This window comes from Streptomyces sp. NBC_01294 (assembly GCF_035917235.1).
Lineage (GTDB): Bacteria > Actinomycetota > Actinomycetes > Streptomycetales > Streptomycetaceae > Streptomyces > Streptomyces caledonius.
In genome coordinates this window covers 2891298-2913675 of sequence record NZ_CP108423.1, presented here as the reverse complement: position 1 = coordinate 2913675, position 22378 = coordinate 2891298, and the positions used below count along the sequence as shown (strand labels likewise).

Sequence of the window (22378 nt, the reverse complement as noted above, 5' to 3'; positions counted from 1 at the left end):
CCGCGGGGCTGGGGGCGGAGCCCCAGTAGGGGATGGCCGCGATGGGGCTGTTGGTGAAGCCCCGGCAGGGGATTGCGCACCGCGGGACAGGGGCGGAGCCCCCTCGCGGTGGCGCAGAGGGGCTATGGGGCCAGGCCCGTTTTGGCTCCCGCGCCGCACAGGGGGATGACTGCCGTGCGGCCCTGCAAGGGGTCCGTCGGGGATGTCGGGCCCACCGCCGCCCAGCACGCCGCGGCCGTCGGTTCCACGAACAGGCCGCGCCGGGCCAGGTCCCGCTGGGCCTCGCGCAGCCGCTCGTCCGGGACCGTCAGGAACGTGCCGCCCGACTTGCGGACCGCCGCCAGGATCTGCCGGGCCCTCGGCGGCGCCGGGATCGCGATCCCCTCGGCCAGGGTGGGCCGTTGGACCACCGGGTCCGCGTCCTCCGCCCCGGCCGCGAACGCCGTGGCCAGCGGAGCCACCGCCTCCGCCTGGACCGCGATCAGGGCCGGCGGCTTGACCCCGCGCCGGGCCAGTTCCTCCACGGCCAGCGCGGCCCCGAGCAGCAGCGTGCCGTTGCCCACCGGGACCACCAGCACCTCCGGCAGCCGGCCGCCCAGTTCCTCCCACACCTCGTACACGTACGTCTTCGTCCCGTGCAGGAAGTACGGGTTGAAGACGTGGCTCGCGTAGAAGACGCCGGGCGCGTCCGCCTCCGTACGCGCCGCCCGCGCCGCCGCCTCGCGACCGCCCGGGACCACACGGACCGTCGCCCCATGTGCCCGCATCTGTTCGGTTTTCTTCTCCGATGTGCCTTCGGGCACGAAGATTTCACAATTCAGTCCGGCCCGTGCGCAGTACGCCGCCACCGACGTCCCCGCGTTGCCGCTGCTGTCCGCCACGACCCGCTCCGGAGCCAGCCGCCGGGCCAGCTCCACGAGCATCACGGCGCCCCGGTCCTTGAACGACAGCGTCGGCATCAGGAAGTCGAGTTTGGCGTGAACCCGCTCCGCCAGCGGGACCAGCGGAGTGTGCCCCTCCGCCAGGGAGACGGAGAACGCCCCCGGCAGGGGCAGCGCGGACGCGTACCGCCACAGCGAATTCGGCCCGGCCGCCGGTTCCAGCGCCGCGGTCGGGTCCGGCGTGAAATCGAGGTCCCAGGGTCCGCCGCACAGAGGGCACCCCCAAGGGGCAGTCCGGACGTCCGCGCGTGTACCGTCCTCTGAGCAGACGTAACCGGGGGGTGCTTGCGTCATGTGCGGAGCGCCTTTGCTCGTTCATGGCCGGTGTATGGCACGGATGTTACGCGTCCGTTGTCTTCTTGTGGGTCGCGCCGGAGGTGGGTCAACCTTTCGGTGGCGGCAGCCCGTTGGGCCATCTGCGTTGTCATGGCCACGCTTGATCGGCACCGCTACACCCCCCGCAATGCACCACCTAAGAGGAGGACCCGTCACATGCCAGTGATGCGTCACATACGCCGGAAGATTGCCGGCATCAGCGCGACCGCGGTCGTGGCCCTCGCGCTCGGCGCCGCCGCCGCGCTGCCCGCCTCGGCCGTCGACATCGGCGTGCGGGGCGCGATCCAGAACGCCGGTGCCCCCGGGTCCGTACCCGGCAGCTACATCGTGACCCTGAAGGACGCCGCCGCCCGCTCGACCGATCCGAGCGGCAAGGCCGTCGCCAAGCGCTACGGCGCGAAGATCGACCGGACCTACAGCGCGGCCCTCAACGGCTACTCGATCGAGGTCTCCGAGGCGCAGGCCAGGAAGCTCGCCGCCGACCCGGCGGTCAAGTCGGTCGTGCAGAACCGCACCTTCACGGTCAACGCCACCCAGCCGAACCCGCCGTCCTGGGGTCTGGACCGCGTCGACCAGCGCGCTCTGCCGCTCAACCAGAGCTACACCTACCCGGACCAGGCGGGCGAGGGCGTCACCGCGTACGTCATCGACACCGGTGTCCGCATCACGCACCAGGACTTCGGCGGCCGCGCCTCCTACGGCTACGACGCCATCGACAACGACAACACCGCCCAGGACGGCCACGGCCACGGCACGCACGTCGCCGGGACCGTCGCGGGCGGCAAGTACGGCGTGGCCAAGAAGGCCAAGATCGTCGGCGTCCGCGTACTCGACAACAACGGCTCCGGCACGACGGCCCAGGTCGTCGCGGGCATCGACTGGGTGACCGCGAACGCCGTCAAGCCGGCCGTGGCCAACATGTCGCTCGGCGGCGGCGCGGACTCCGCGCTCGACGCCGCGGTCCGCAACTCCATAGCCTCCGGCATCACCTACGCCGTGGCCGCGGGCAACGAGTCCACCAACGCCTCCACCAAGTCCCCGGCGCGCGTCACCGAGGCCATCACCGTCGGTGCCACCACCAGCGCCGACGCCAAGGCGAGCTACTCCAACTACGGCACCGTCCTCGACATCTTCGCGCCGGGGTCCTCCATCACCTCCGCGTGGAGTACGGGCGACACCGCCACGAACACGATCAACGGCACGTCGATGGCCTCGCCGCACGTCGCGGGCGCGGCCGCCGTCTACCTCTCGCAGAACCCGGCCAGCACCCCGGCCCAGGTGGCCACGGCCCTGGTGAACTCCTCCACCCCGGACGTGGTGACCAGCCCGGGCTCGGGTTCCCCGAACCGCCTGCTGTACGTCGGCGCCCAGGGCCCCGTCCCGCCGGGCAAGCGCTTCGAGAACACCGCCGACTACACGATCAACGACAACGCGACCGTCGAGTCCCCGATCACCGTCAGCGGTGTCGTCGGCAACGCCCCGGCGACGCTGAAGGTCCCGGTCGACATCAGGCACACGTACATCGGTGACCTCAAGGTCGACCTGGTCGCGCCCGACGGCACCGTGTACACCCTGCACAACCGGGCCAACGGCGGTACCGACAACATCATCAGGACCTTCACGGTGAACGCCTCCGCCGAGACGGCGAACGGCACCTGGAAGCTCCGCGTGAACGACAACGCGAACGCCGACACCGGGAAGACCGACTCCTGGGCGCTCCAGTTCTGACGGACCGGAGCCGCGTGAGCCGCGGGCACTGACCGCACCGCGGACAACGAGGACAACAGTGGGGGCGACCGACTCTTCGGTCGCCCCCACTGCGTACTATTCGCGCATTCGTTCGCGCATGCGTTCGCGTCCTGCGCGGTGCTCCTCGCGACGCCCCCGTGATGCCCCCTGCGTTGGAGTCCGCCTCCCGTGAGCACCCCGCCGAGTCCTCCCTCCGGACCGGGCCACACCTGGCCCCCGCCGTCCCCGCTGCCGGTGTGGGCGCCGCCGCCCGGCCACGGGCCGCAGCAGCCGGCGCTCAACGGCTTCGCGCTCGCCTCGCTCCTCGTCGGGCTGTTGTGCTTCCCGCCGCTCGGCATCGTCTTCGGCATCGTGGCCCTCGTACAGATCGCGAAGAAGCGGGAGCGGGGCAAGGCCCTGGCGATCGTGGGCCTGGCGGTGTCCGTGGCGATGACCGGCGCGCTGGTCTTCACGGCCGGCCGGGTCGCGACGGCCCTCGGCGACCGGTTCGACACGCTGAGCGCGCCGCCCGAGGTCGAGGGCGAACTCACGGACGTCGACGACCTGAAGGCGGGCGACTGCTTCAACGTGGAGGGCGCCGATCTGCTCGACGAGCGGCCCCTGATGTACAGGATCGACTGCGCGGAGGTGCACCACGGCGAGGTCGCCGCGACGAAGCGGCTCGACACGGTGGACGCCCCCGGATCGGACGAGGCCGACCGCGCGTCCGAGGAGACGTGCTGGCAGGCCCAGGACGCGTACGCGATGGACACGTGGGCGCTGCCCGACTACGCGGAGATGTTCTTCTACGCGCCCTCCCGCCAGTCGTGGCGCCAGGGGGACCGCGTCCTGCTCTGCGTGATCGGCACGACGGAGCAGGACTGGCGGGGCAGCCTGCGCAACGACTCCGGGATGCTGAAGCCGGAGCAGGCGGCCTTCCTGCGGGCCGCCAACACCGTCGACTTCGTCATGAGCAGGCCTCCCGAGGACGACGTGGAGGCGGCGCTGCAGGAACACCAGGCGTGGGCCCGTGAGGTGCACGCGGCGCTGGGCGAAGAGGTGAAGGTGCTCCAGGCGGACAAGGCCCGGCCCGGGATGGAGAAGGCCGTCCCGGCGCAGCTCAAGGAGATCGAGACGGCCCGCACGGCGTGGCAGCGCGCCTCCCAGGCGAAGACGCCGGCGGAGTTCGACCGGCAGTGGAGCCGGGCGCTGGGCGCGATGAGCGCGTCGACGGAGCAGGCGCTGCGCGGCGCGTACGGGCTTTCGATGGCGATCCCGGAGTGGCGGGAGGACGGCCGGACGGACCCGGAGGGCCCGGACGCCGGCCCGGGCGGAGGCCCCTCCTCCGAATCGGTGTGACCGTCGTCGGGGTAACGCGCGGTAACGGGTTTGGGTGACCTGGCTTCATCACTTCGGGTGAAACTCTGGCCCTTGCTTGCGGTCTACAACCGTCGGTTGCCAGGGTGTAGCTGTCTGTCAAGCTGATGGGAGTGGCCAGTGACTTTCGGTGAGCAGCCGGCCTATCTGCGCGTGGCCGGGGACCTGCGACGGAAGATCGTCGACGGTTCTCTGCCCCCGCACGCCCGGCTCCCCTCCCAGGCCCGTATCCGCGAGGAGTACGGCGTCTCCGACACCGTGGCCCTGGAGGCGCGCAAGGTCCTCATGGCGGAGGGGCTGGTCGAGGGCCGGTCCGGGTCCGGTACGTACGTACGGGAACAGCCGGTCCCGCGGCGGGTCGCCCGCTCCGGCTACCGCACCGGCGGCGCCTCGACGCCGTTCCGGCAGGAGCAGGCGGACGCGGGCGCGCGCGGCACGTGGGAGTCGAGCAGTGAGCAGACGGGCGCGCCCGCGGAGATCGCGACGCGGCTCGGCATCGAACCGGGCGAGCGGGTCATGCGGACGCGGTACGTGTTCCGTGACGCGGGGGAGACGATGATGCTGTCGACCTCGTGGGAGCCGCTCGCCGTGACCGGCCGGACTCCCGTGATGCTGCCGGAGGAGGGACCGCTGGGGGGCTCGGGGGTGGTCGACCGGATGGCCGCGATCGACGTCGTCGTGGACAACGTGGTGGAGGAGGTAGGCGCGCGGCCCGGCCTGGCGGAGGAGATCTTCCTCCTGGGCGGGGTCCCGGGGTACGTGGTGCTGGTGATCGGCCGCACCTACTTCGCCTCCGGACGCGCGGTGGAAACGGCCGACGTGGTGGTGCCGGCGGACCGCTACCGCCTGGCGTACCACCTACCGGTGCGGTAGCGGGCCCTCGATGCGGCTGCCGCCCCGGTGCGGTGGCCGCCGGGCGGTGGGTACGGGATGGGTGCGGTGGCTGCCGGGTGCGTGCGGCGCCGTTGCCGGGGCGCTGCCCCGGACCCCGCGCCTCAAACGCCGGCGGGGCTGAAGTGGGCGCCTCGAACGCCGGCGGGGATGAAGTGGGCAGGTTTCGGCGTGATGGTGATCGGCCGTGCCGGTCCTTTCCTCGCGTTCTTCGGGTGGTCCGGCCCGTGCGCCGGCGCCTTCGCTCCCTCCTCCGCGGCCGGACTCGCCCTCCCCCTGTGCCCGTTGATCGTCCGCCGGCGCCTCGGCGCGACCTGCACGGATGCGTCCCGCCGCGCGGTGACGGGGCGGGTGCGGCGGACGCGCCGGCGCCGTTCGCGCGCCCGCTCTGAACCGGCGCGCACGGCCCGCTCGTACACGTGGCCGGATGCGTACGCCCCCGAGGTACCTCTTCGTGAAAAACCGTATCCGCTGCGTAAAGGTCGGGCGTAAGCTCGGGCATATGCGCAATGCGGTTTCCCGGGCAGATACGTCGGCGGAGGGTGAAACGCGATGAACGACAGCGGTGCCCTGCTCCCGTGGCTGGTCATACGTCAGGACGACAACGGCAACCGCTACCGGGTGGGCCGGTACCCCACCCGGGCCGAGGCCCAGAAGGTCGTCGACAGTCTCGACGACCGAGGACACAAGCAGCTCTACTGGGTCGAGCGGATCGGTCAGACCGCCACGATGAACTGAGCGTCACAGCGCCTCGCGGCGCTGACATAGGCTCCGCCCATGACGGTACGAGTGGTCGTGGGCGGAGCCCTTTGTCATGAGGGGCGCCTGCTGGCCGCCCGCCGCAGTGCACCGCCTGAGCTCGCCGGACGCTGGGAGCTGCCGGGCGGGAAGGCCGAACCGGGTGAGTCCGTCCCCGAGGCGCTGGTGCGCGAACTGCGCGAGGAGCTCGGCGTGGAGACCGAGCCGCTGGAGCGGATCCCGGGGGAGTGGCCCCTCAAGCCCGGTCTCGTCCTGCACGTGTGGACCGCGCGGCTGCTCTCCGGAGTGCCCGCACCGCTGGAGGACCACGACGAACTGCGCTGGCTCGGGCCCGAGGAGCTGGAGTCGGTGGACTGGCTCGACCAGGACCGGCCGGCGGTCGCCGAGGCGGGACGCCGTCTGCGCGCACAGGTGACAGTCGAAGGGGATGCCGTCGGGGGCGTCGGGGGCGGCGGGGGCGCGTGACGCTCGCGTTCTAGGCCGTCCGCGCCACAGTGTGCCGGTGGGTGGGGGATCGAGTGGTACGACGCCTCAAATATCGGGTATGTCGCTATTAATCCCTATCTCGTCCCTCTTTCGTCCCAGACGAACCGGACTGGGGTCGCTGCTGGCCCGGGAAGTGATCGGCGTGATCGACACAGACGGCGAGTGTGCCGAGTGGGCCTTCCCTGCCGAACCCGGTGCCGTCCGCACCGCACGTCACGCCGTACGCGGCACCCTGCGCGACTGGGGTCTGGAAGCCGTCGGAGATGTGACCGTCCTGCTGGTCAGCGAGCTCGTCACCAATTCCCTGCGCTACGCCTCCGGCCCCATCGGCGTCCGCCTGCAACGGCGCAATCCAGCCGCCGACAGCGCCGCGGGCGGCCCCGCTCTGCTCGTGGAGGTTTCAGATCCGCTTCCGGATCCGCCCCGCGAGCGGTCCGCGAACCCGGACGACGAGAGGGGCCGCGGACTGCACCTCGTCGCCGTCTCCTCGCAGCGCTGGGGAACCCGCCACGGGAAATCGGGCAAGACAGTGTGGTTCGAATTGGCTCTTCCTGGTCAGTAACAAGGTGAACGGTGACGGGGAACCCCTCGGGGGCACCCCTCGGCGGCAGCTGGGGGAGGAGTCCGGGGGAGATCACACGACATGGCTCGAAATCATCGAGACCGTGCTGTGATCGTGAACGCCGTGCCGTCCGGGCCCGTGGTGCTGAATACTGCCGTCATGGCCGGTCCGGTTGCGGTGAGCTGGAGGGGACGGTCGCGTGAGCGAAATACCTGCGCAGGCACATCAGGCCAACGTGCCGCGCGAGACATGGCACGACGCCCTGTGGCACAGCAGTCCGCCTGGCTCGATATATGACTACATAAAGGTCGCTTCTTTCTCGATCGGGCCCGACGGCTACATCGACCAGTGGAGCCTGCGCGCCGAGGAACTGTTCGGACTGACGGCCGCCCAGACCGTGGGTCGCGACCCGGTCGACGCGTTCATGCCGCCCGAGCTGCGCCCCGACGCGCACCGGAAGGTCGCCGAGATCCTCGACGGCAAGGAGTGGACGGGCCTGATCCCCTTCCGGATCCCCGGCGGCGACGGCGCGCACGGTGTGGCCGAGATCTATGTGATGCCCACCCAGACCGAGACCGCCGAGCGGGCCGCACTGTGCGTCGTCGTCGACGTGCGCGCGCTGCGGCGGATCGAATCCGACCTCGCGGCTTCACAGGCCATATTCGGCCAATCTCCTTTCGGTTTCCTGCTCTTCGGGACGGACCTCACCGTGCAGCGGGCCAACCGCAGGTTCGCCAGCGTCTTCGGGGGCGCCGCCGAGGAGCACCGGGGCCGGACCGTGCACGACTACCTGCCGGCGCACGAGGCCGACCGGATGGCCGACGCCCTGCGCCGGGTACTGGACACCGGGGAGTCGGTCACCGACCTGCGGATCACCGGCGCCACCCCCGGCAGCCGGGAGAACCGGCACTGGTCCATCAACCTCTACCGCGTCCACGGCGGCAGCGGCCGCCCCATCGGCGTCGCCGGCATCGGCACCGACGTCACCCGCCGCCACCTCGCCGCCCGCGAGGCCGCCGGGGTCCGGCGCAACCTCGCCCTCCTCAACGAGGCCGGGCACCGCATCGGAAACTCCCTCGACCTGGAGACCACCGCCCGGGAGCTCCTCGACGTCACCGTCCCCGGCTTCTGCGACCTGGCCGCCGTCGACCTCTACCAGGGGCTGCTGCTCGGCGACGACGACCGGCCCGCCCGGCCGCAGGGCCCGGGAGTGCCCAGCCTGCCCGGCCAGGGCCCGGCGCGGACGCCCTCCGCGGCCCTGCGCCGGGTGGCCTTCTCCTCCGCCGTCTCGGACGCCCCGCTGTCCGGACCGGGCGCGCTGGTCTCCGTCGGCGACATCCACCGGTACCCGGCGGCCTCACCGGGCGCGCTCGCCCTGCGCACGGCCCGGCCGCGGCTGATCGAGGGCGGCGGACCGGAGGACCTCGTACAGTCCACGCTGGTCGTGCCGATGGTCGCCCACGACACGGTGGTCGGGCTCGCGCAGTTCTCCCGTACGAAGGGCAGCGAACCCTTCGGCGAGCGCGACCGGGCCGTGGCCGTGGAACTGGCCGCACGGGCCGCCGTCTGCATCGACAACGCGCGGCTGTACCGGCGCGAGCACGAGCGGGCCCTGATACTGCAGCGCAGCCTGCTGCCGCCCGGCGACCCGGAGGCGGCGGGCCTGGACATCGCCTGCCGGTACCTGCCCGGGAACGCGGCGACGGAGGTCGGCGGCGACTGGTTCGACGTCATCGAGCTGCCCGGGCACCGCACGGCGCTGGTCGTCGGCGACGTCATGGGCCGGGGGCTGCGGGCGGCCGTCGCCATGGGGGAACTGCGGACCGCCGTACGGACCCTCGCGCTGCTGGACCTCGAACCGGCGGAGGTGCTGACCGCGCTGGACGAGATCGCCCGGGGGCTCGGCGCCCCCGGCGGCTCCCAGCAGGCCTCGCGGGCGGCCCTGCACTCGCGCGACGCGGACCGCTCGGAGGTCTACCTCGCCACCTGCGTGTACGCGGTCTACGACCCGGTGACGCGGCGCTGCACGATCGCCAACGCGGGCCACATGCCGCCCGTGCTGGTCGAACCGCCGGACGAGGCCGGGAGGCCGAGGCCCGCGCTGCTGCTGGAGGTGCCGCCCGGGATGCCGCTGGGCGTGGGCGGGGAGCCCTTCGAGGAGGTCGAGGTGGATCTGCCCGAGGGCGCCCTGCTGGCCCTTTACACCGACGGGCTCGTGGAGTCCCGGGACCATCCGCTGGAGGAGGGCCTGCGCGGGCTGCGCGAGGCCCTCGCGGACCCGGTCCGCCCCCTGGAGGACGTCTGTGACCACGTGCTGAACACGCTCGACACCCGGCACGGCGAGGACGACATCGCCCTGCTGATGGCGCGCGTGCAGGGGCTGCCGGTGGACGCGGTCGGGGACTGGCAGCTGCCGCGCGAGGCCCGGTCGGTGGGGCGGGCGCGGGAGCTGGCCCGCACGAAGCTGCCGGCGTGGGGCCTGGAGGGGCTGCTGGACACCACGGAACTGCTGGTCAGCGAGCTCGTCACCAACGCGTTGCGGTACGGGGAGGGCGAGATCCGGCTGCGGCTGCTGCTGGACCGGACCCTGGTGTGCGAGGTGTGGGACGCGAACCTGGTGCAGCCGCGGCGGCGGCGGGCGCGGGACACGGACGAGGGCGGTCGGGGGTTGCAGCTGGTGGGCATGCTGTCGGCCGGGTGGGGCACTCGGCGGACCCACCGGGGCAAGACGGTGTGGTTCGAGCTGCCGTTGCCCGGTGCGGCGGTGGAGGCGGTCGCGGAGTTCACGGCGGAGCAACTGCTGAACATGTACGGCTGACCGCCGCCGCCCCGGGGCTCCGACCCGGACCCCGCGCCTCAAACGCCGGCGGGGCTGAAAGATCGCCTCAAACGCCGGCGGGGCTGGATTTTCCAGCCCCGCCCGGCGTTTGGCTACACGGCGTGATGTTGTTTGAGTGCCGCCAGGCGGGCCTCGATTTCCGAGGTCTTGCCCAGGTCGTCGAGGGACTCGAACTGCGCGTCCAGGGAGGACGCGGCCAGTTCCTGCTTGCCCAGCGCCATCGCCTCCTCCCGCCGCACCTTCTCCTCGAACCGGTTGAGGTCGCTCGTCGGGTCCATCACGTCGATGTTCTTCACCGCGTCCAGCATCGTGTTCTGCGCCTGCGCGGTCTTCGCCCGGGCCACCAGCTCGTCGCGCTTCGCCTGCAGCTCGGTCAGCTTGTTCTTCATCGAATCCAGGCCCGACTTGAGCTTGTCGACGACCGTCGTCTGGGCGGCGATCGTCGGCTCCGCCGTCTTCGCCTCCTTCTCCGACTGCATCTGCCGGCCCAGCGCCACCTTCGCGAGGTTGTCGAACCTGTCCGCCTCCGCCGTCGCCCCCGCCGCCCGCAGTTCGTCCGCCTTCCTGCTCGCCGCCAGGGCCTTGCCGCCCCACTCGGCGGCCGCCTCCACGTCCTCCTTGTGGTCCGCCTCCAGCATCCGGAGGTTGCCGATCGTCGTCGCGACGGCCTGCTCCGCCTCCGAGATGTTGTTCGTGTAGTCGCGGATCAGCTGGTCCAGCATCTTCTGCGGGTCCTCCGCCTGGTCCAGCAGCGCGTTGATGTTGGCCTTGGCGAGCTGGGTGACGCGGCCGAGGATGGTCTGCTTGCTCATGGTCGGTCTCTCCTGGTGAGGGCTGGTCGGTCGGTGCGGGGACCCGCGGTGCGGTTCAGAAGCGGCCGCCACCGCCCATGCGGCCGCGGGTCGCGCCGCCGCCGAAGGAACCGGGACCGCTGCCCCCGCCGCCCCCGAAGCCGCCTCCGAAGCCCCCGCCCCCGCCCCCGCCTCCGCCCCGGCCGAAGCCGCCCCCGCCCAGCCCGCCCCGCAGGATCTCGCCGAGGATGATCCCGCCGAGCACCGCGCCGCCCTGGCCGCCGCCCGCGCGCCTGCCCGCGTACGGGTCCTGGAACGCCCGTACGTCCTGCTCCGCCAGCTCCTGCGCCTGCCGCGCCAGCGCATCCGCCCGCTGGGCCTCCGCCAGCGCGCCCGCCGGGTCGGCCGTCGCCAGGGACACCGCCCGCTCCAGGTGCCGGCCCGCCTCCGCGAGCCGGGTGCGGGCCTGGCTGCCCACCGCGCCCCGGGTGGTGGTGATGTAGTCGGTCGCCGCGCCGATCGCGCTGCGCGCCGCGAGCATGGCCTGGTCGAGCAGGCTCGCCGCCCGCTGCCGGCCCGACTCCCGCTCCCGCGCCCCGGCCAGTGCCTCGTCGAGGGCCGCGTCGGCCTCCTCGACCCGCCGCAGGGCGTCGATCGGGTCGTACCGCCCGGTCGCCTCCTCCTGCCGTACGCCGGCCAGTACGGCCTCGGCCCGGCCGATCCGCCCGCGCAGATCCGCCGTCGAGGTGCCCTCCGCGGTGCCGGTGAGCAGCCCGCGGGCGTCCGCGAGGTCGGTCTCCGTCTCGGTCAGCGCGCCCGGCAGCTTCCCGGCCGCCTCCGCCAGCTCCTGCGCCCGCCGCTCCACCGCGTCCAGCAGGGTCGCCGCCTGGTCCACGGCGCCCTCGGCGGCCCGTACGCGCACGGCCGCCGTGCCGTTCTCGCCGGCGTCGAGGGCCGCGTGGGCCAGGCCCAGGTTGGTCGCCGTGAACAGCAGCCGGTCCTTGGCCTGTTCGGGGTTGGAGGCGACGGGCGCGGACGCGGAGTCCGCGTACCGCCGCGCCAGCGCGGTCAAGGTCGCCTCGGTGATGGTGGCGCGCCCGGTCAGGTCCAGGTAGCGCTCCTCCACGGTCGCCAGGGCCTGCGGGGCGTTCTTCTCCAGGTCCCGCAGCCGGTCGAAGGCCGCCGATTCGGCGTCGAGCCGCCGGTTCGCCTCGGTGCAGCGGGCGACGATCTCGTCCAGCATCCGGCGCCGGGTCGCGTCGTCCTCCGGGTAGGCGTCGTCGAGCTGCTGGCGCAGCCGGAAGGCGTGCGTCAGCTCGCCCTGCGCGTACTCCACGGCCGCGGTGAAGGGGCGGACCGCCTCGTCGCCGAACTGGGCGGAGGCGAAGCCGAGTTCCTCGGTGCTGGTGCGGACGGCGTCGTCGGTCTGCACCAGCAGGGTCTTGGCCCTGCCGTCCAGTTCCGGCAGGGCCAGTCGGTCCGGCGCCCCTTCGGGCCAGCCCGGTCCGGTCGTCGTGCCGCGGCCGGCGGCGCCCGCTCCCTTGCGCTTGCGGCGGGTGTACGCGTACGCCGCGAGCGCCCCGGCCGCACCCACCGCGACGACCGGGAGCACGAAGTCCCCGGCCCCGTCCGCTCCGCTCGCCCCGCCGCCGGGGTCGGCCGGGCCGGGGGTGATGGCCGGCACGGGAACGGGCTGCCCGCCGAGGACGGCGTTGTAGCCGTTCGCCGCGCCGATCGCGGCTCCCGCCCAGTCGTTCTGCTTCAGGGCCGGCTCGATGGCGGTCCGTGCGACGGCGGCCAGCTGCTGTTCGGTGAAACCGGAGTCGACGTCGGCCGAATAGGCGTACTGGCGGTCGCCGGTCGCCACCGCCAGCAGCAGGTCGTCCTGGCCGAGGCCGTTGCGCTGCGCGGTGGCGTCGGCCCAGCTCTGGGCGGAGCGCCCGGAGAAGTCCTGTACGTAGGCCACGAAGAGCTGGATCCGCCGGTCGGCGTACAGCTTGTCGAGCGCGGCGGCGACGGCGGGCCGTCGGTCGCCCAGCGCGCCGACGCGGTCGGTGATCTGGCCTTGCTGGGACAGGACGACGGGATCCTCGGCCCACGCGGGCTGCGCCCCGGGTACGGCCCAGCCGCCGACCGCCAGCAGCGCGGCGGAGAGGGCGAGCCCGGCCCGTACGAAGATCCTGCTTCGCGGCCTGCATCTCAGCGGAATCACATTTGGGAGATTATGGGGGCGTTTCCGGCTCCGCACCCGGAGTGATCACCAGTGACCTGCGCCGACCCCGGTCGTTGGCAGGTCATGCAGAAGATCATCTCTGCCGCCGCGCTCACCGTGGCCGCCCTCAGCCTCGCCGCGCCGGCCCACGCCGACAACGACAGCAACTTCGGCGGCGGGGTGAACGCGGCCAACAACTGGAACTTCACCGCGGCCGCCGTCTGCCTCCAGGAGGTGGCCGTGGTCCCCGTCCTCGGCGACTGGGTGGGCGACCACGCCAACAACTGCTCCAACGGCAACGTCATCGACCACTCCGGGCACTGAGGCACCGGCCCGCCGCCCCGGGCTCACGGCAGGGCGACCGCCGTGAGCCCGGGCAGCGGGGGCATGGTCCGCCGCGGACGGGCTATGCGGGATCGGAACGGCGCCGGATCCTGCTCCCCAGCCACACCAGCGGGTCGTACTTGCGGTCCACCGCCCGCTCCTTCAGCGGGATCAGCGCATTGTCGGTGATCTTGATGCCCTCGGGGCAGACCTCCGTGCAGCACTTGGTGATGTTGCAGTAGCCGAGCCCGTGCTCGTCCTGCGCGGTGCGCTTGCGGTCCAGGCCCGCCTCCGCGGCCGCGTCCAGCGGGTGCATGTCCAGCTCCGCCACCCGCATCAGGAAGCGCGGACCGGCGAAGGCGACCTTGTTCTCCTCGTGGTCACGCACCACGTGGCAGGTGTCCTGGCACAGGAAGCACTCGATGCACTTGCGGAACTCCTGGGAGCGCTCCACGTCGATCTGCTGCATCCGGTACGCGCCCGCGGGCACTCCCTCCGGCGGCACGAAGGCCGGGACCTCCCGCGCCTTGGCGTAGTTGAAGGACACGTCCGTCACCAGGTCGCGGACGACCGGGAAGGCCCGCAGCGGGGTGATCGTGATCGTCTCGGACGGATCGAAGGTCGACATGCGCGTCATGCACAGCAGCCGCGGCCGGCCGTTGATCTCCGCGCTGCACGAGCCGCACTTGCCCGCCTTGCAGTTCCAGCGCACCGCCAGGTCCGAGGCCTGGGTGGCCTGGAGCCGGTGGACGATGTCCAGGACCACCTCGCCGTCGTTCACCTCGACCGTGAAGTCCCGCAGTTCCCCGCCCTCCGCGTCGCCCCGCCAGACCCGGAAGCTCGCGTCGTACGTACTCATTCGTAGAGCTCCTCTTCGGCGAGGTACTTGACCAGCTCTTCCTTGTCGAACAGCGCGAGCAGGTCGGGGCGGATGGGTTCGGTGCGGGTCCGCACCAGGGCGATCCGGTCGGCCGCGGGGTCCGCCGGAGGCAGGTTTCCGCCGGAGTCGGTCACCGGCCGGCAGAGCAGGTTCACGGGGCGCCAGCTCCGCTCCATCGCCGGGCAGTCCTCGCGGGTGTGCCCGCCCCGGCTCTCGGTGCGCTCCAGGGCCGCGCGGGCCACGCACTCGCTGACCAGCAGCATGTTCCGCAGGTCCAGGGCGAGGTGCCAGCCCGGGTTGAACTGCCGGTGCCCCTCGACACCGGCCCGCGAGGCCCGCAGCCGCAGGGTCGCGAGCTTCTCCAGCGCCTCGGCCATCTCGCCCTCGCGCCGGATGATCCCGACGAGGTCGTTCATGGTCGTCTGGAGTTCCTGGTGCAGGGTGTACGGGTTCTCCGCGCCCTCGACGGCGTGGAAGGGGGCCAGCGCCTCCTCGGCCGCCGCGTCGATCTCGGCCTGGGAGACCTCCGGGCGCGGGCCGGGCACGGAGGCGAGTTCCGCCGCGTGCAGTCCGGCCCGCCGCCCGAAGACCAGCAGGTCGGACAGGGAGTTCCCGCCGAGCCGGTTCGAGCCGTGCATCCCGCCCGCGACCTCGCCCGCCGCGAACAGTCCCGGGACCCCGACGGTGGCCGCGGTCTCGGAGTCGACGGCGATTCCGCCCATCACGTAGTGGCAGGTCGGGCCCACCTCCATCGGCTCCGCGGTGATGTCCACGTCCGCCAGCTCCTTGAACTGGTGGTACATCGACGGGAGTCGCCGCTTGATCTTCTCGGCCGGCATCCGGGTGGACACGTCGAGGAAGACCCCGCCGTGCGGGGAGCCGCGGCCGGCCTTCACCTCGGAGTTGATGGCCCGCGCCACCTCGTCGCGCGGCAGCAGCTCGGGAGGACGCCGGTTGCGGTCCGGATCCTCGTACCAGCGGTCGCCCTCCTCCTCCGACTGGGCGTACTTCTCCTTGAAGACGTCGGGGATGTAGTCGAACATGAACCGCTTGCCCTCGGAGTTGCGCAGCACCCCGCCGTCACCGCGCACCGACTCGGTGACGAGGATGCCCTTCACCGACGGGGGCCAGACCATGCCGGTCGGGTGGAACTGCACGAACTCCATGTTCAGCAGGGGCGCGCCCGCGAGCAGGGCCAGCGCGTGACCGTCGCCCGTGTACTCCCAGGAGTTGGACGTGGTCTTGAAGGACTTGCCGATCCCGCCCGTCGCGAGGACGACCGCCGGGGCCTCCAGCACGAAGAAGCGGCCGGACTCGCGTTCGTAGCAGAAGGTCCCCGAGACCCGCTGCCCGTCGGGGGAGCCGCGGTCCTGCAAGACCCTGGTGACCGTGCACTCCTGGAAGACCTTGAGCCGGGCCTCGTAGTCCCCGTACTCCTTGAAGTCCTCCTGCTGGAGGGCGACGATCTTCTGCTGGAGGGTGCGGATCAGCTCCAGGCCGGTGCGGTCGCCGACGTGCGCGAGACGCGGGTACTCGTGCCCGCCGAAGTTGCGCTGCGAGATCTTCCCGTCGGGCGTGCGGTCGAAGAGCGCGCCCCAGGTCTCCAGCTCCCAGACCCGGTCCGGGGCCTCCTTCGCGTGGAGCTCCGCCATCCGCCACTGGTTGAGGAACTTGCCCCCGCGCATCGTGTCGCGGAAGTGCACCTGCCAGTTGTCGCCCTCGTTGACGTTGCCCATCGAGGCGGCGATCCCGCCCTCCGCCATCACCGTGTGGGCCTTGCCGAAGAGGGACTTGCAGATCACGGCCGTACGGGCACCGCGCTCGCGGGCCTCGATCGCGGCCCGCAGTCCGGCGCCGCCCGCGCCGACCACCACCACGTCCCACTGCTGCCGTTCCACTTGGGCCATCTCAGAAGATCCTCGGGTCGGTGAAGGCGCCGGTCGCCAGCAGGTACACGTAGAAGTCGCACAGGGCGACGCTGATCAGCGAGGCCCACGCCAGCAGCGCGTGGCGGTTGTTGAGCCGGCTGATCCAGCCCCAGAGCCGGTAGCGCACCGGGTGCTTCGAGAAGTGCTTGAGCCGGCCGCCCATGATGTGGCGGCAGGAGTGGCAGGACAGGGTGTAGGCCCAGATCAGCACGATGTTGATGAGGAACAACACCGTCCCGAGGCCCATGTGGCCCCACTCGTAGTGCTCGTCGCGGAAGGTGAGCAGGGTGTCGTACGACAGGATGAGCGCGACCGGGACCGCCGCGTAGAAGAAGTACCGGTGCACGTTCTGGAAGATCAGCGGGAAGCGGGTCTCGCCGGTGTACTTCGTGTGCGGTTCGGCGACGGCGCAGGCGGGCGGCGAGACCCAGAAGCCTCGGTAGTAGGCCTTGCGGTAGTAGTAGCAGGTCAGCCGGAAGCCGAGCGGGAAGATCAGGATGATCAGGGCGGGGGACAGGCCCCACCAGCTGCCGAAGATCTCCCAGTTGGGCCCGTCCTGCATGGGGACGCAGTTCTCCGCGAGACACGGGGAGTAGAAGGGCGAGACGTACGGGGCGGCGTAGTAGTCGGCGTTCGCGAAGGCCCGCCAGGTCGAGTAGATGACGAAGGCGAGCAGCCCGGCCGCGGTGGCGGCGGGGGCCAGCCACCACCGGTCGGTCCGCAGGTGCCGAACAGCGATCGCGGCCCGGGAGGGGTCGTGGACGCCGCCGGGCCGCTGCTGGGGTGGTTGTGTGCCTGTGGCCAAAGGGGACTCCGGGAGGAGTGATGAGGGGTGGCCCAGGAGGCCCGGCCGCTCGGCGGCCGGGCCAGATGGGGTGTGGGTGTGGTGCGGGTGGTGCGACGGGTGGGTGTCAGGGCGCCCGGCGGTCGCGGGCGCCCAGGCCCTCGTCGTCGGAGTCCGTCCACAGAGAGCTGTCGTACGGCGTGTCCGGCACCGTCACCATCCGGGACGGGTCCGGCGGGGACGCCGCTGCCGGCTTGCGTCGTGCGGCCTGCTGCTCCAGCCGCTCGACCTTGCGCGTCAGCTCGTCCAGGTTTCGCCGTACGGCACTCAGATCGTCTTGCAGGGACATGATTTGCCCTCACTTCCGCCAAGGTGCGGTGGCAACGCTCATGTGCGCCTGCGAGTGTCGCGCTTCCCGTCCCCCGTTGTGAAGGGACGTGCAGCGATTGCGGGCGCGCAGGCGTGAACTGTGCGCCCCTCCCTACCCCCATTCTCATCCCTCTTACGGGGAAACGCCCGTCCGCCGCGCAAGCGGGATTGGTCCGCACGGGTGGGGTTCGCGGCGTGGCGAGAGGCGGCTGCGAAGGGTGCGGCGGACCGTCGATTTCAGTGGGTTCCGGCAACCGGTGTGATCAGCTCCATATACCGCCGAACGTGATCATGCTTCCCCCACGCCCCGCCCCGGAGGTACCACCCATGTCCCAGAGAAGGCGCAGGTCCTTGGCGCTCCTGACCTCGGGAGTCCTCGCACTGCCGCTGCTCACGGGCTGCGGCGCGGGTGACGACGAGGGCGGTCCGGCCGCCGCAGGACAGGACATCGCCACGACGGCCCGCGAGAAGGTCGCCGACGGGGGTGTGCTGCGCTGGGCGGTGGACACCCTCCCGGACACCCTGAACACCTTCCAGGCCGACGCGGACGCCACCACGTCGAGGATCGCCGGGGCGGTGCTGCCGCAGTTGTTCGTGATGGACGCCAAGGGGCGGCCGGTGGCCAATCCCGACTACCTGGAGAAGGCCGAGGTCGTCGAGCGGGAGCCCAAGCAGGTTGTCCTGTACAAGCTCAACCAGCAGGCGGTGTGGAGCGACGGACGGGAGATCGGCGCCGCCGATTTCGTGGCGCAGTGGCGGGCCCTGAACGGCAAGGACACGGCGTACTGGACGGCGCGCAACGCCGGCTATGACCGGATCGAGAAGATCGAGAAGGGCAAGACCGACCTGGAGATCAGGGTCACCTTCGGCAAGCCGTACGCCGACTGGCGCTCCCTGTTCACCCCGCTCTACCCCAAGCAGGTCACCGGCACCCCGGACGCCTTCAACGAGGGCGCCCGCGGCACGCTGAAGGTCACCGCCGGACCCTTCAGCCTCGGGGCGATCGACAAGAAGACCGGCACCGCGGCCCTGACCCGCAATCCGCGCTGGTGGGGCCGGCCCGCCAAGCTGGACACGCTCGTCCTGACGGCGGTGCCGCGGGCCGAGCGCCCGGCGGCCCTGGCCGCCGGGAAGCTCGACCTGGCGGAGATCGACCGCGCCGGGGCCGACCGGATCGCACTGGCCCGCAGGGACGCGGCCCGCAAGAGCGGCGCGGGTTCGGGCTCGGGCGGGGCCCCGGCCCACGGCCCGGGGGCCTCGCTGACCCCGGCGCAGGCCACCCTGTCGTGGGCGATCGCCTTCGGAACGGACGAGGACAAGGCCGCGGCGGAGAAGGAGAGCCGCGACAAGCACGTCGCCTCCGTGAAGCGGTACGCCGACGAGCAGGCGGCCCTGCGGACCTTCACCGTCCGCAAGTCCCTGGAGCCCGCCTACACGCAGCTCGCCATGAACGGGACCTCCGGCCCGCTGGCGGACGAGCGGGTGCGCCGCGCGGTGGCCCGGGCCCTGGACCGCAAGGCGCTGGCCGAAAGCGTGCTGAAGCCGCTCGGCCTGCCCGCGAAGCCGGTCGGCAGCCACGTGGCCCTGGCCGGACAGCAGGCGTACGCCGACAACAGCGAGGCCCTCGGCGGCCAGGACACCCAGGCGGCCCAGGCCCTCCTCGCGGACGCGGGCTGGCGCCGGGGCGGCAAGCTCACGGAACCGGTCGGGGCCAAGGCCGGCCCGGAGAGCGCGCCGCAGGACGACTCGAAGACCCCGTCGGGCCCGGGCACCGGAAACGACGGCCTCTACATCGTGGGCCAGGACGACGAGGCCAACGGCGATGCGCTCCCGGCGACCGCGCCGCGCCCGCAGGCCGGCCCGGCGGGCAGCGCCGCGGACGGCGAGATCGTCGACGCCGACGCCTTCGCGCCGGGCGGCGGACCGGACCGTACCTCCCCGGTCCTGGCCCCCGCCCCCTTCGGCGCCCAGCAGCACGCCGCCCTCCTCGCCCAGGCCGCCCGGGCCGTGGCCGTCGACGACGGCAAGCGCAGCCCGGCCCGCGACGGCGACGAGGCCGACCCCGCCAAGGCCACCCCGGCTCCGGCCAAGCAGGCCACCCGCACCTCCGGCACCATGCTCGCCAAGGACGGCAAGCCGCTCACCCTGCGCTTCGTCCTCCCGGCCGGCCCCGGCTCGGAGTCCCTGCGCGCGGTCGGCGAGCGGATCGCCCAGATGCTCCGGAAGCTCGGCGTGAACACAGAGACGACCAAGGTGGCCGACGACAGCTTCTTCAAGGACCACATCGCCTCGGGCCAGTACGACCTGGCGCTCTACTCCTGGCCCGCGACCGCCTACCCGGCCACGGATGCCCGGCCCATCTTCGCGAAGCCGGAACCGGCCGCGGACGGCTCGCTGCTCGTCGAACAGAACTACACCCGGGTCGGCACCGACCACATCGACCAGCTGTTCGACCAGGCGCTCGGCGAGCTGGACGAGGCGCAGTCCCGTGAGCTGATCCGCAAGGCGGACGCCCGGATCTGGGCCGCCGCCGGCTCCATCCCCCTCTTCCAGCGCCCGGAGCTGGTCGCCGTCAAGCCGGGCCTGGTCAATGCCGGAGCCTTCGGCCTCGGCGCCCCCCGCTATCAGGACATCGGCTGGAAGAAGCCGCCGACCGCCAAGGACAAGAAGAAGTAGCCGGGGAGAAGAAGTGGTGACAAAGCGGTGCCTGTCAGGTTGACGCGAGGTCCGCAAGCTCAGATGTGACTCAAGTCCCTTGCCCGCCGGAATCCCGGCGGGCAAGGTCGTGCCATACCCATTGACCCGGCCGTTGACCGCATGATTACCGGCAGGATGGGCGGCCGAGTCACCCCGCTCCGCACTCGGTCGCGCTCATTCGTCCGGCCTCTTGACAGACCCCCCGGCAGGCGGTTCCCGCTGCGCGACGTACCATGGGGTAAGGCCGTGGCAGGTTTTCGCCCGGTCGAGGCGCGCGTGCCAGGCCGTACGCGACGCCATCCACGATCCCGGGAGAAGCGCCGAAGTGCCCACGCGCCACGACATCCGTAACGTCGCCATCGTCGCCCACGTCGACCATGGCAAGACGACCATCGTCGATGCCATGCTCAAGCAGGCCGGTGCCTTCGCCGCCCACCAGCACCTCGACGACCGCATGATGGACTCGAACGACCTGGAGCGTGAGAAGGGCATCACGATCCTCGCCAAGAACACGGCGGTGAAGTATCACCCCAAGGACGGCGGGGCCCCGATCACGATCAACATCATCGACACCCCCGGCCACGCCGACTTCGGTGGTGAGGTCGAGCGCGGTCTGTCGATGGTGGACGCCGTCGTTCTGCTGGTGGACGCCTCCGAGGGTCCGCTGCCCCAGACCCGCTTCGTCCTGCGCAAGGCCCTGCAGGCGAAGATGCCGGTCATCCTCTGCATCAACAAGACCGACCGCCCGGACTCCCGGATCGACGAGGTCGTCAACGAGACGTACGACCTCTTCCTGGACCTGGACGCGGACGAGGAGCAGATCGAGTTCCCGATCGTCTACGCCTGTGGCCGTGACGGCGTCGCGTCGCTGACCAAGCCCGAGGACGGCACCGTCCCGGCGGACAGCACGAACCTGGAGCCGTTCTTCTCCACCATCCTGGAGCACGTCCCGGCCCCGGTGTACGACGAGGAGGCCCCCCTCCAGGCCCACGTCACCAACCTGGACGCCGACAACTTCCTCGGCCGCATCGCGCTCGTCCGCGTCGAGCAGGGCGAGCTGCGCAAGGGCCAGACCGTCGCGTGGATCAAGCGTGACGGCTCGATGTCCAACGTCCGCATCACCGAGCTGATGATGACCGAGGCGCTCACCCGCAAGCCGGCCGAGGTGGCGGGCCCGGGTGACATCTGCGCGGTCGCCGGTTTCCCCGAGATCATGATCGGCGAGACCCTGGCCGACCCGGAGAACCCGATCGCGCTTCCGCTGATCTCGGTGGACGAGCCGGCGATCTCCATGACCATCGGTACGAACACCTCCCCGATGGTCGGCCGCGGCGGCAGCGGCAAGGGCGCGGACGCCAAGTCCGCGGTCAAGGACCGCAAGGTCACCGCCCGCCAGGTCAAGGACCGTCTGGACCGCGAGCTGGTCGGCAACGTCTCGCTCCGCGTCCTCGACACCGAGCGCCCCGACGCCTGGGAGGTCCAGGGCCGCGGTGAGCTCGCGCTCGCCATCCTGGTCGAGCAGATGCGCCGCGAGGGCTTCGAGCTGACCATCGGCAAGCCGCAGGTCGTCACGCAGGAGATCGACGGCAAGGTGCACGAGCCGGTCGAGCGCATGACCATCGACGTCCCCGAGGAGCACATGGGCGCGGTCACGCAGCTCATGGGCGTCCGCAAGGGCCGCATGGACAACATGTCGAACCACGGCTCCGGCTGGGTCCGCATGGAGTTCGTCGTCCCGTCGCGCGGTCTCATCGGCTTCCGTACGGAGTTCCTCACGGGCACGCGCGGTACCGGTATCGCCCACTCCATCCACGAGGGTCACGAGCCGTGGTTCGGCCCGCTGGTCACCCGTAACAACGGTTCGCTGGTCGCGGACCGCGCGGGCTCGGTCACGCCGTTCGCGATGATCAACCTGCAGGAGCGCGGCGTCCTGTTCACCGAACCCGGCACCGAGGTGTACGAGGGCATGATCGTCGGCGAGAACTCGCGCTCCGACGACATGGACGTGAACATCACCAAGGAGAAGAAGCTCACCAACATGCGTGCGGCTTCCGCGGACAACACCGAGAACGTGGTGCCGCCCCGCAAGCTCTCCCTGGAGCAGTCCCTGGAGTTCTGCCGCGACGACGAGTGCGTCGAGGTGACCCCGGAGGCCGTGCGCATCCGCAAGGTCGTCCTGGACCAGAAGGACCGCTCGCGCACCGCGTCGCGCGCCAAGTCCGGCAAGTAAGAACGCCCTTTGGGGTCGTCCCGCCCGGGTTTGCCCCGGGCCGGACGGCCCCGTTGCCGTAGGGGCGCACCGCCCTGGAAATGCAGCAGCCCCTCGTGTCGCGGAGTCCGTGATGCGAGGGGCTGTTCGCTTCTGTCAAGCGGATTTTTGCGTTCAGGTGTCCGCATACCGACCGTGACACTCCGGAAGATGAGCTAACCGTCCGTTTCGCACGTGTCTGTCTCCTATCCGTTTGTCCGGATTT

17 protein-coding genes are annotated in these 22378 nt (G+C 71.7%); 10 read left to right on the top strand and 7 right to left on the bottom strand.

Annotated elements, in window-relative coordinates; all coding sequences use genetic code 11:
* Positions 1 to 122: 122 nt before the first annotated feature.
* Positions 123 to 1235 carry a threonine synthase gene (locus OG534_RS12805; RefSeq protein WP_326588207.1) on the bottom strand — a complete coding sequence of 371 codons (1113 nt, stop codon included), beginning with the start codon at positions 1233 to 1235 and terminating at the stop codon, positions 123 to 125.
* Positions 1236 to 1433: 198 nt separating this feature from the next.
* Between OG534_RS12805 and OG534_RS12800 the strand changes: the two genes are divergently transcribed.
* The 7 genes from OG534_RS12800 to OG534_RS12770 all read left to right on the top strand — a co-directional run bounded on the left by OG534_RS12800 (position 1434) and on the right by OG534_RS12770 (position 9898).
* Entirely contained in the window at positions 1434 to 3005 is a 1572-nt protein-coding gene (locus OG534_RS12800) for a S8 family peptidase (protein ID WP_326588206.1), read from the top strand.
* A 189-nt stretch (positions 3006 to 3194) separates the two neighbouring features.
* Positions 3195 to 4364, top strand: a complete 1170-nt coding sequence (locus OG534_RS12795) for a DUF4190 domain-containing protein (protein WP_326588205.1) — start codon at positions 3195 to 3197, stop codon at positions 4362 to 4364.
* A gap of 138 nt (positions 4365 to 4502) precedes the next feature.
* Positions 4503 to 5255, top strand: a complete 753-nt coding sequence (locus OG534_RS12790; protein ID WP_326588204.1) for a GntR family transcriptional regulator — start codon at positions 4503 to 4505, stop codon at positions 5253 to 5255.
* 570 nt (positions 5256 to 5825) lie between these two features.
* Positions 5826 to 6011 carry an SPOR domain-containing protein gene (locus tag OG534_RS12785; RefSeq protein ID WP_031144291.1) on the top strand — a complete coding sequence of 62 codons (186 nt, stop codon included), beginning with the start codon at positions 5826 to 5828 and terminating at the stop codon, positions 6009 to 6011.
* 39 nt (positions 6012 to 6050) lie between these two features.
* Positions 6051 to 6497, top strand: a complete 447-nt coding sequence (locus OG534_RS12780; protein ID WP_326588203.1) for a (deoxy)nucleoside triphosphate pyrophosphohydrolase — start codon at positions 6051 to 6053, stop codon at positions 6495 to 6497.
* A gap of 154 nt (positions 6498 to 6651) precedes the next feature.
* Positions 6652 to 7080, top strand: coding sequence for an ATP-binding protein (locus tag OG534_RS12775; RefSeq protein ID WP_326588202.1), 429 nt, complete (start codon positions 6652 to 6654; stop codon positions 7078 to 7080).
* 208 nt (positions 7081 to 7288) lie between these two features.
* Positions 7289 to 9898, top strand: coding sequence for a SpoIIE family protein phosphatase (locus OG534_RS12770; RefSeq protein ID WP_326593579.1), 2610 nt, complete (start codon positions 7289 to 7291; stop codon positions 9896 to 9898).
* 113 nt (positions 9899 to 10011) lie between these two features.
* Here the strand turns inward: OG534_RS12770 and OG534_RS12765 are convergent, their stop codons facing one another.
* Entirely contained in the window at positions 10012 to 10731 is a 720-nt protein-coding gene (locus OG534_RS12765) for a PspA/IM30 family protein (protein ID WP_326588201.1), read from the bottom strand.
* A 55-nt stretch (positions 10732 to 10786) separates the two neighbouring features.
* Positions 10787 to 12922, bottom strand: a complete 2136-nt coding sequence (locus OG534_RS12760; RefSeq protein ID WP_442807078.1) for a TPM domain-containing protein — start codon at positions 12920 to 12922, stop codon at positions 10787 to 10789.
* 84 nt (positions 12923 to 13006) lie between these two features.
* On the opposite strand from OG534_RS12760, the gene OG534_RS12755 reads away from it, so the two are divergent.
* Positions 13007 to 13246, top strand: a complete 240-nt coding sequence (locus tag OG534_RS12755) for a hypothetical protein (RefSeq protein WP_326593577.1) — start codon at positions 13007 to 13009, stop codon at positions 13244 to 13246.
* An 82-nt stretch (positions 13247 to 13328) separates the two neighbouring features.
* Here OG534_RS12755 and OG534_RS12750 read toward each other — a convergent pair whose 3' ends face one another.
* The 4 genes from OG534_RS12750 to OG534_RS12735 form a co-directional block, all read right to left on the bottom strand.
* Positions 13329 to 14105, bottom strand: a complete 777-nt coding sequence (locus tag OG534_RS12750; protein WP_326588200.1) for a succinate dehydrogenase/fumarate reductase iron-sulfur subunit — start codon at positions 14103 to 14105, stop codon at positions 13329 to 13331.
* Entirely contained in the window at positions 14102 to 16033 is a 1932-nt protein-coding gene (locus OG534_RS12745; protein ID WP_326588199.1) for a fumarate reductase/succinate dehydrogenase flavoprotein subunit, read from the bottom strand. The genes OG534_RS12750 and OG534_RS12745 overlap by 4 nt, the downstream gene beginning before the upstream one ends.
* A 1-nt stretch (position 16034) precedes the next feature.
* On the bottom strand, positions 16035 to 16859 hold the full coding sequence (locus OG534_RS12740; protein ID WP_326588198.1) for a hypothetical protein: 825 nt from the start codon (positions 16857 to 16859) through the stop codon (positions 16035 to 16037).
* A 106-nt stretch (positions 16860 to 16965) separates the two neighbouring features.
* Complete coding sequence (locus tag OG534_RS12735; RefSeq protein ID WP_326588197.1) at positions 16966 to 17187, bottom strand: hypothetical protein; 222 nt, start codon at positions 17185 to 17187, stop codon at positions 16966 to 16968.
* Between the two features lie 347 nt (positions 17188 to 17534).
* Here OG534_RS12735 and OG534_RS12730 point away from each other — a divergent pair, with 347 nt between their 5' ends.
* Positions 17535 to 19883: an ABC transporter family substrate-binding protein gene (locus OG534_RS12730; protein ID WP_326588196.1), complete on the top strand. Its 2349-nt coding sequence runs from the start codon at positions 17535 to 17537 to the stop codon at positions 19881 to 19883.
* A 346-nt stretch (positions 19884 to 20229) separates the two neighbouring features.
* Positions 20230 to 22134: a translational GTPase TypA gene (gene typA / locus OG534_RS12725; RefSeq protein ID WP_326588195.1), complete on the top strand. Its 1905-nt coding sequence runs from the start codon at positions 20230 to 20232 to the stop codon at positions 22132 to 22134.
* The last annotated feature ends 244 nt before the right edge of the window (positions 22135 to 22378 follow it).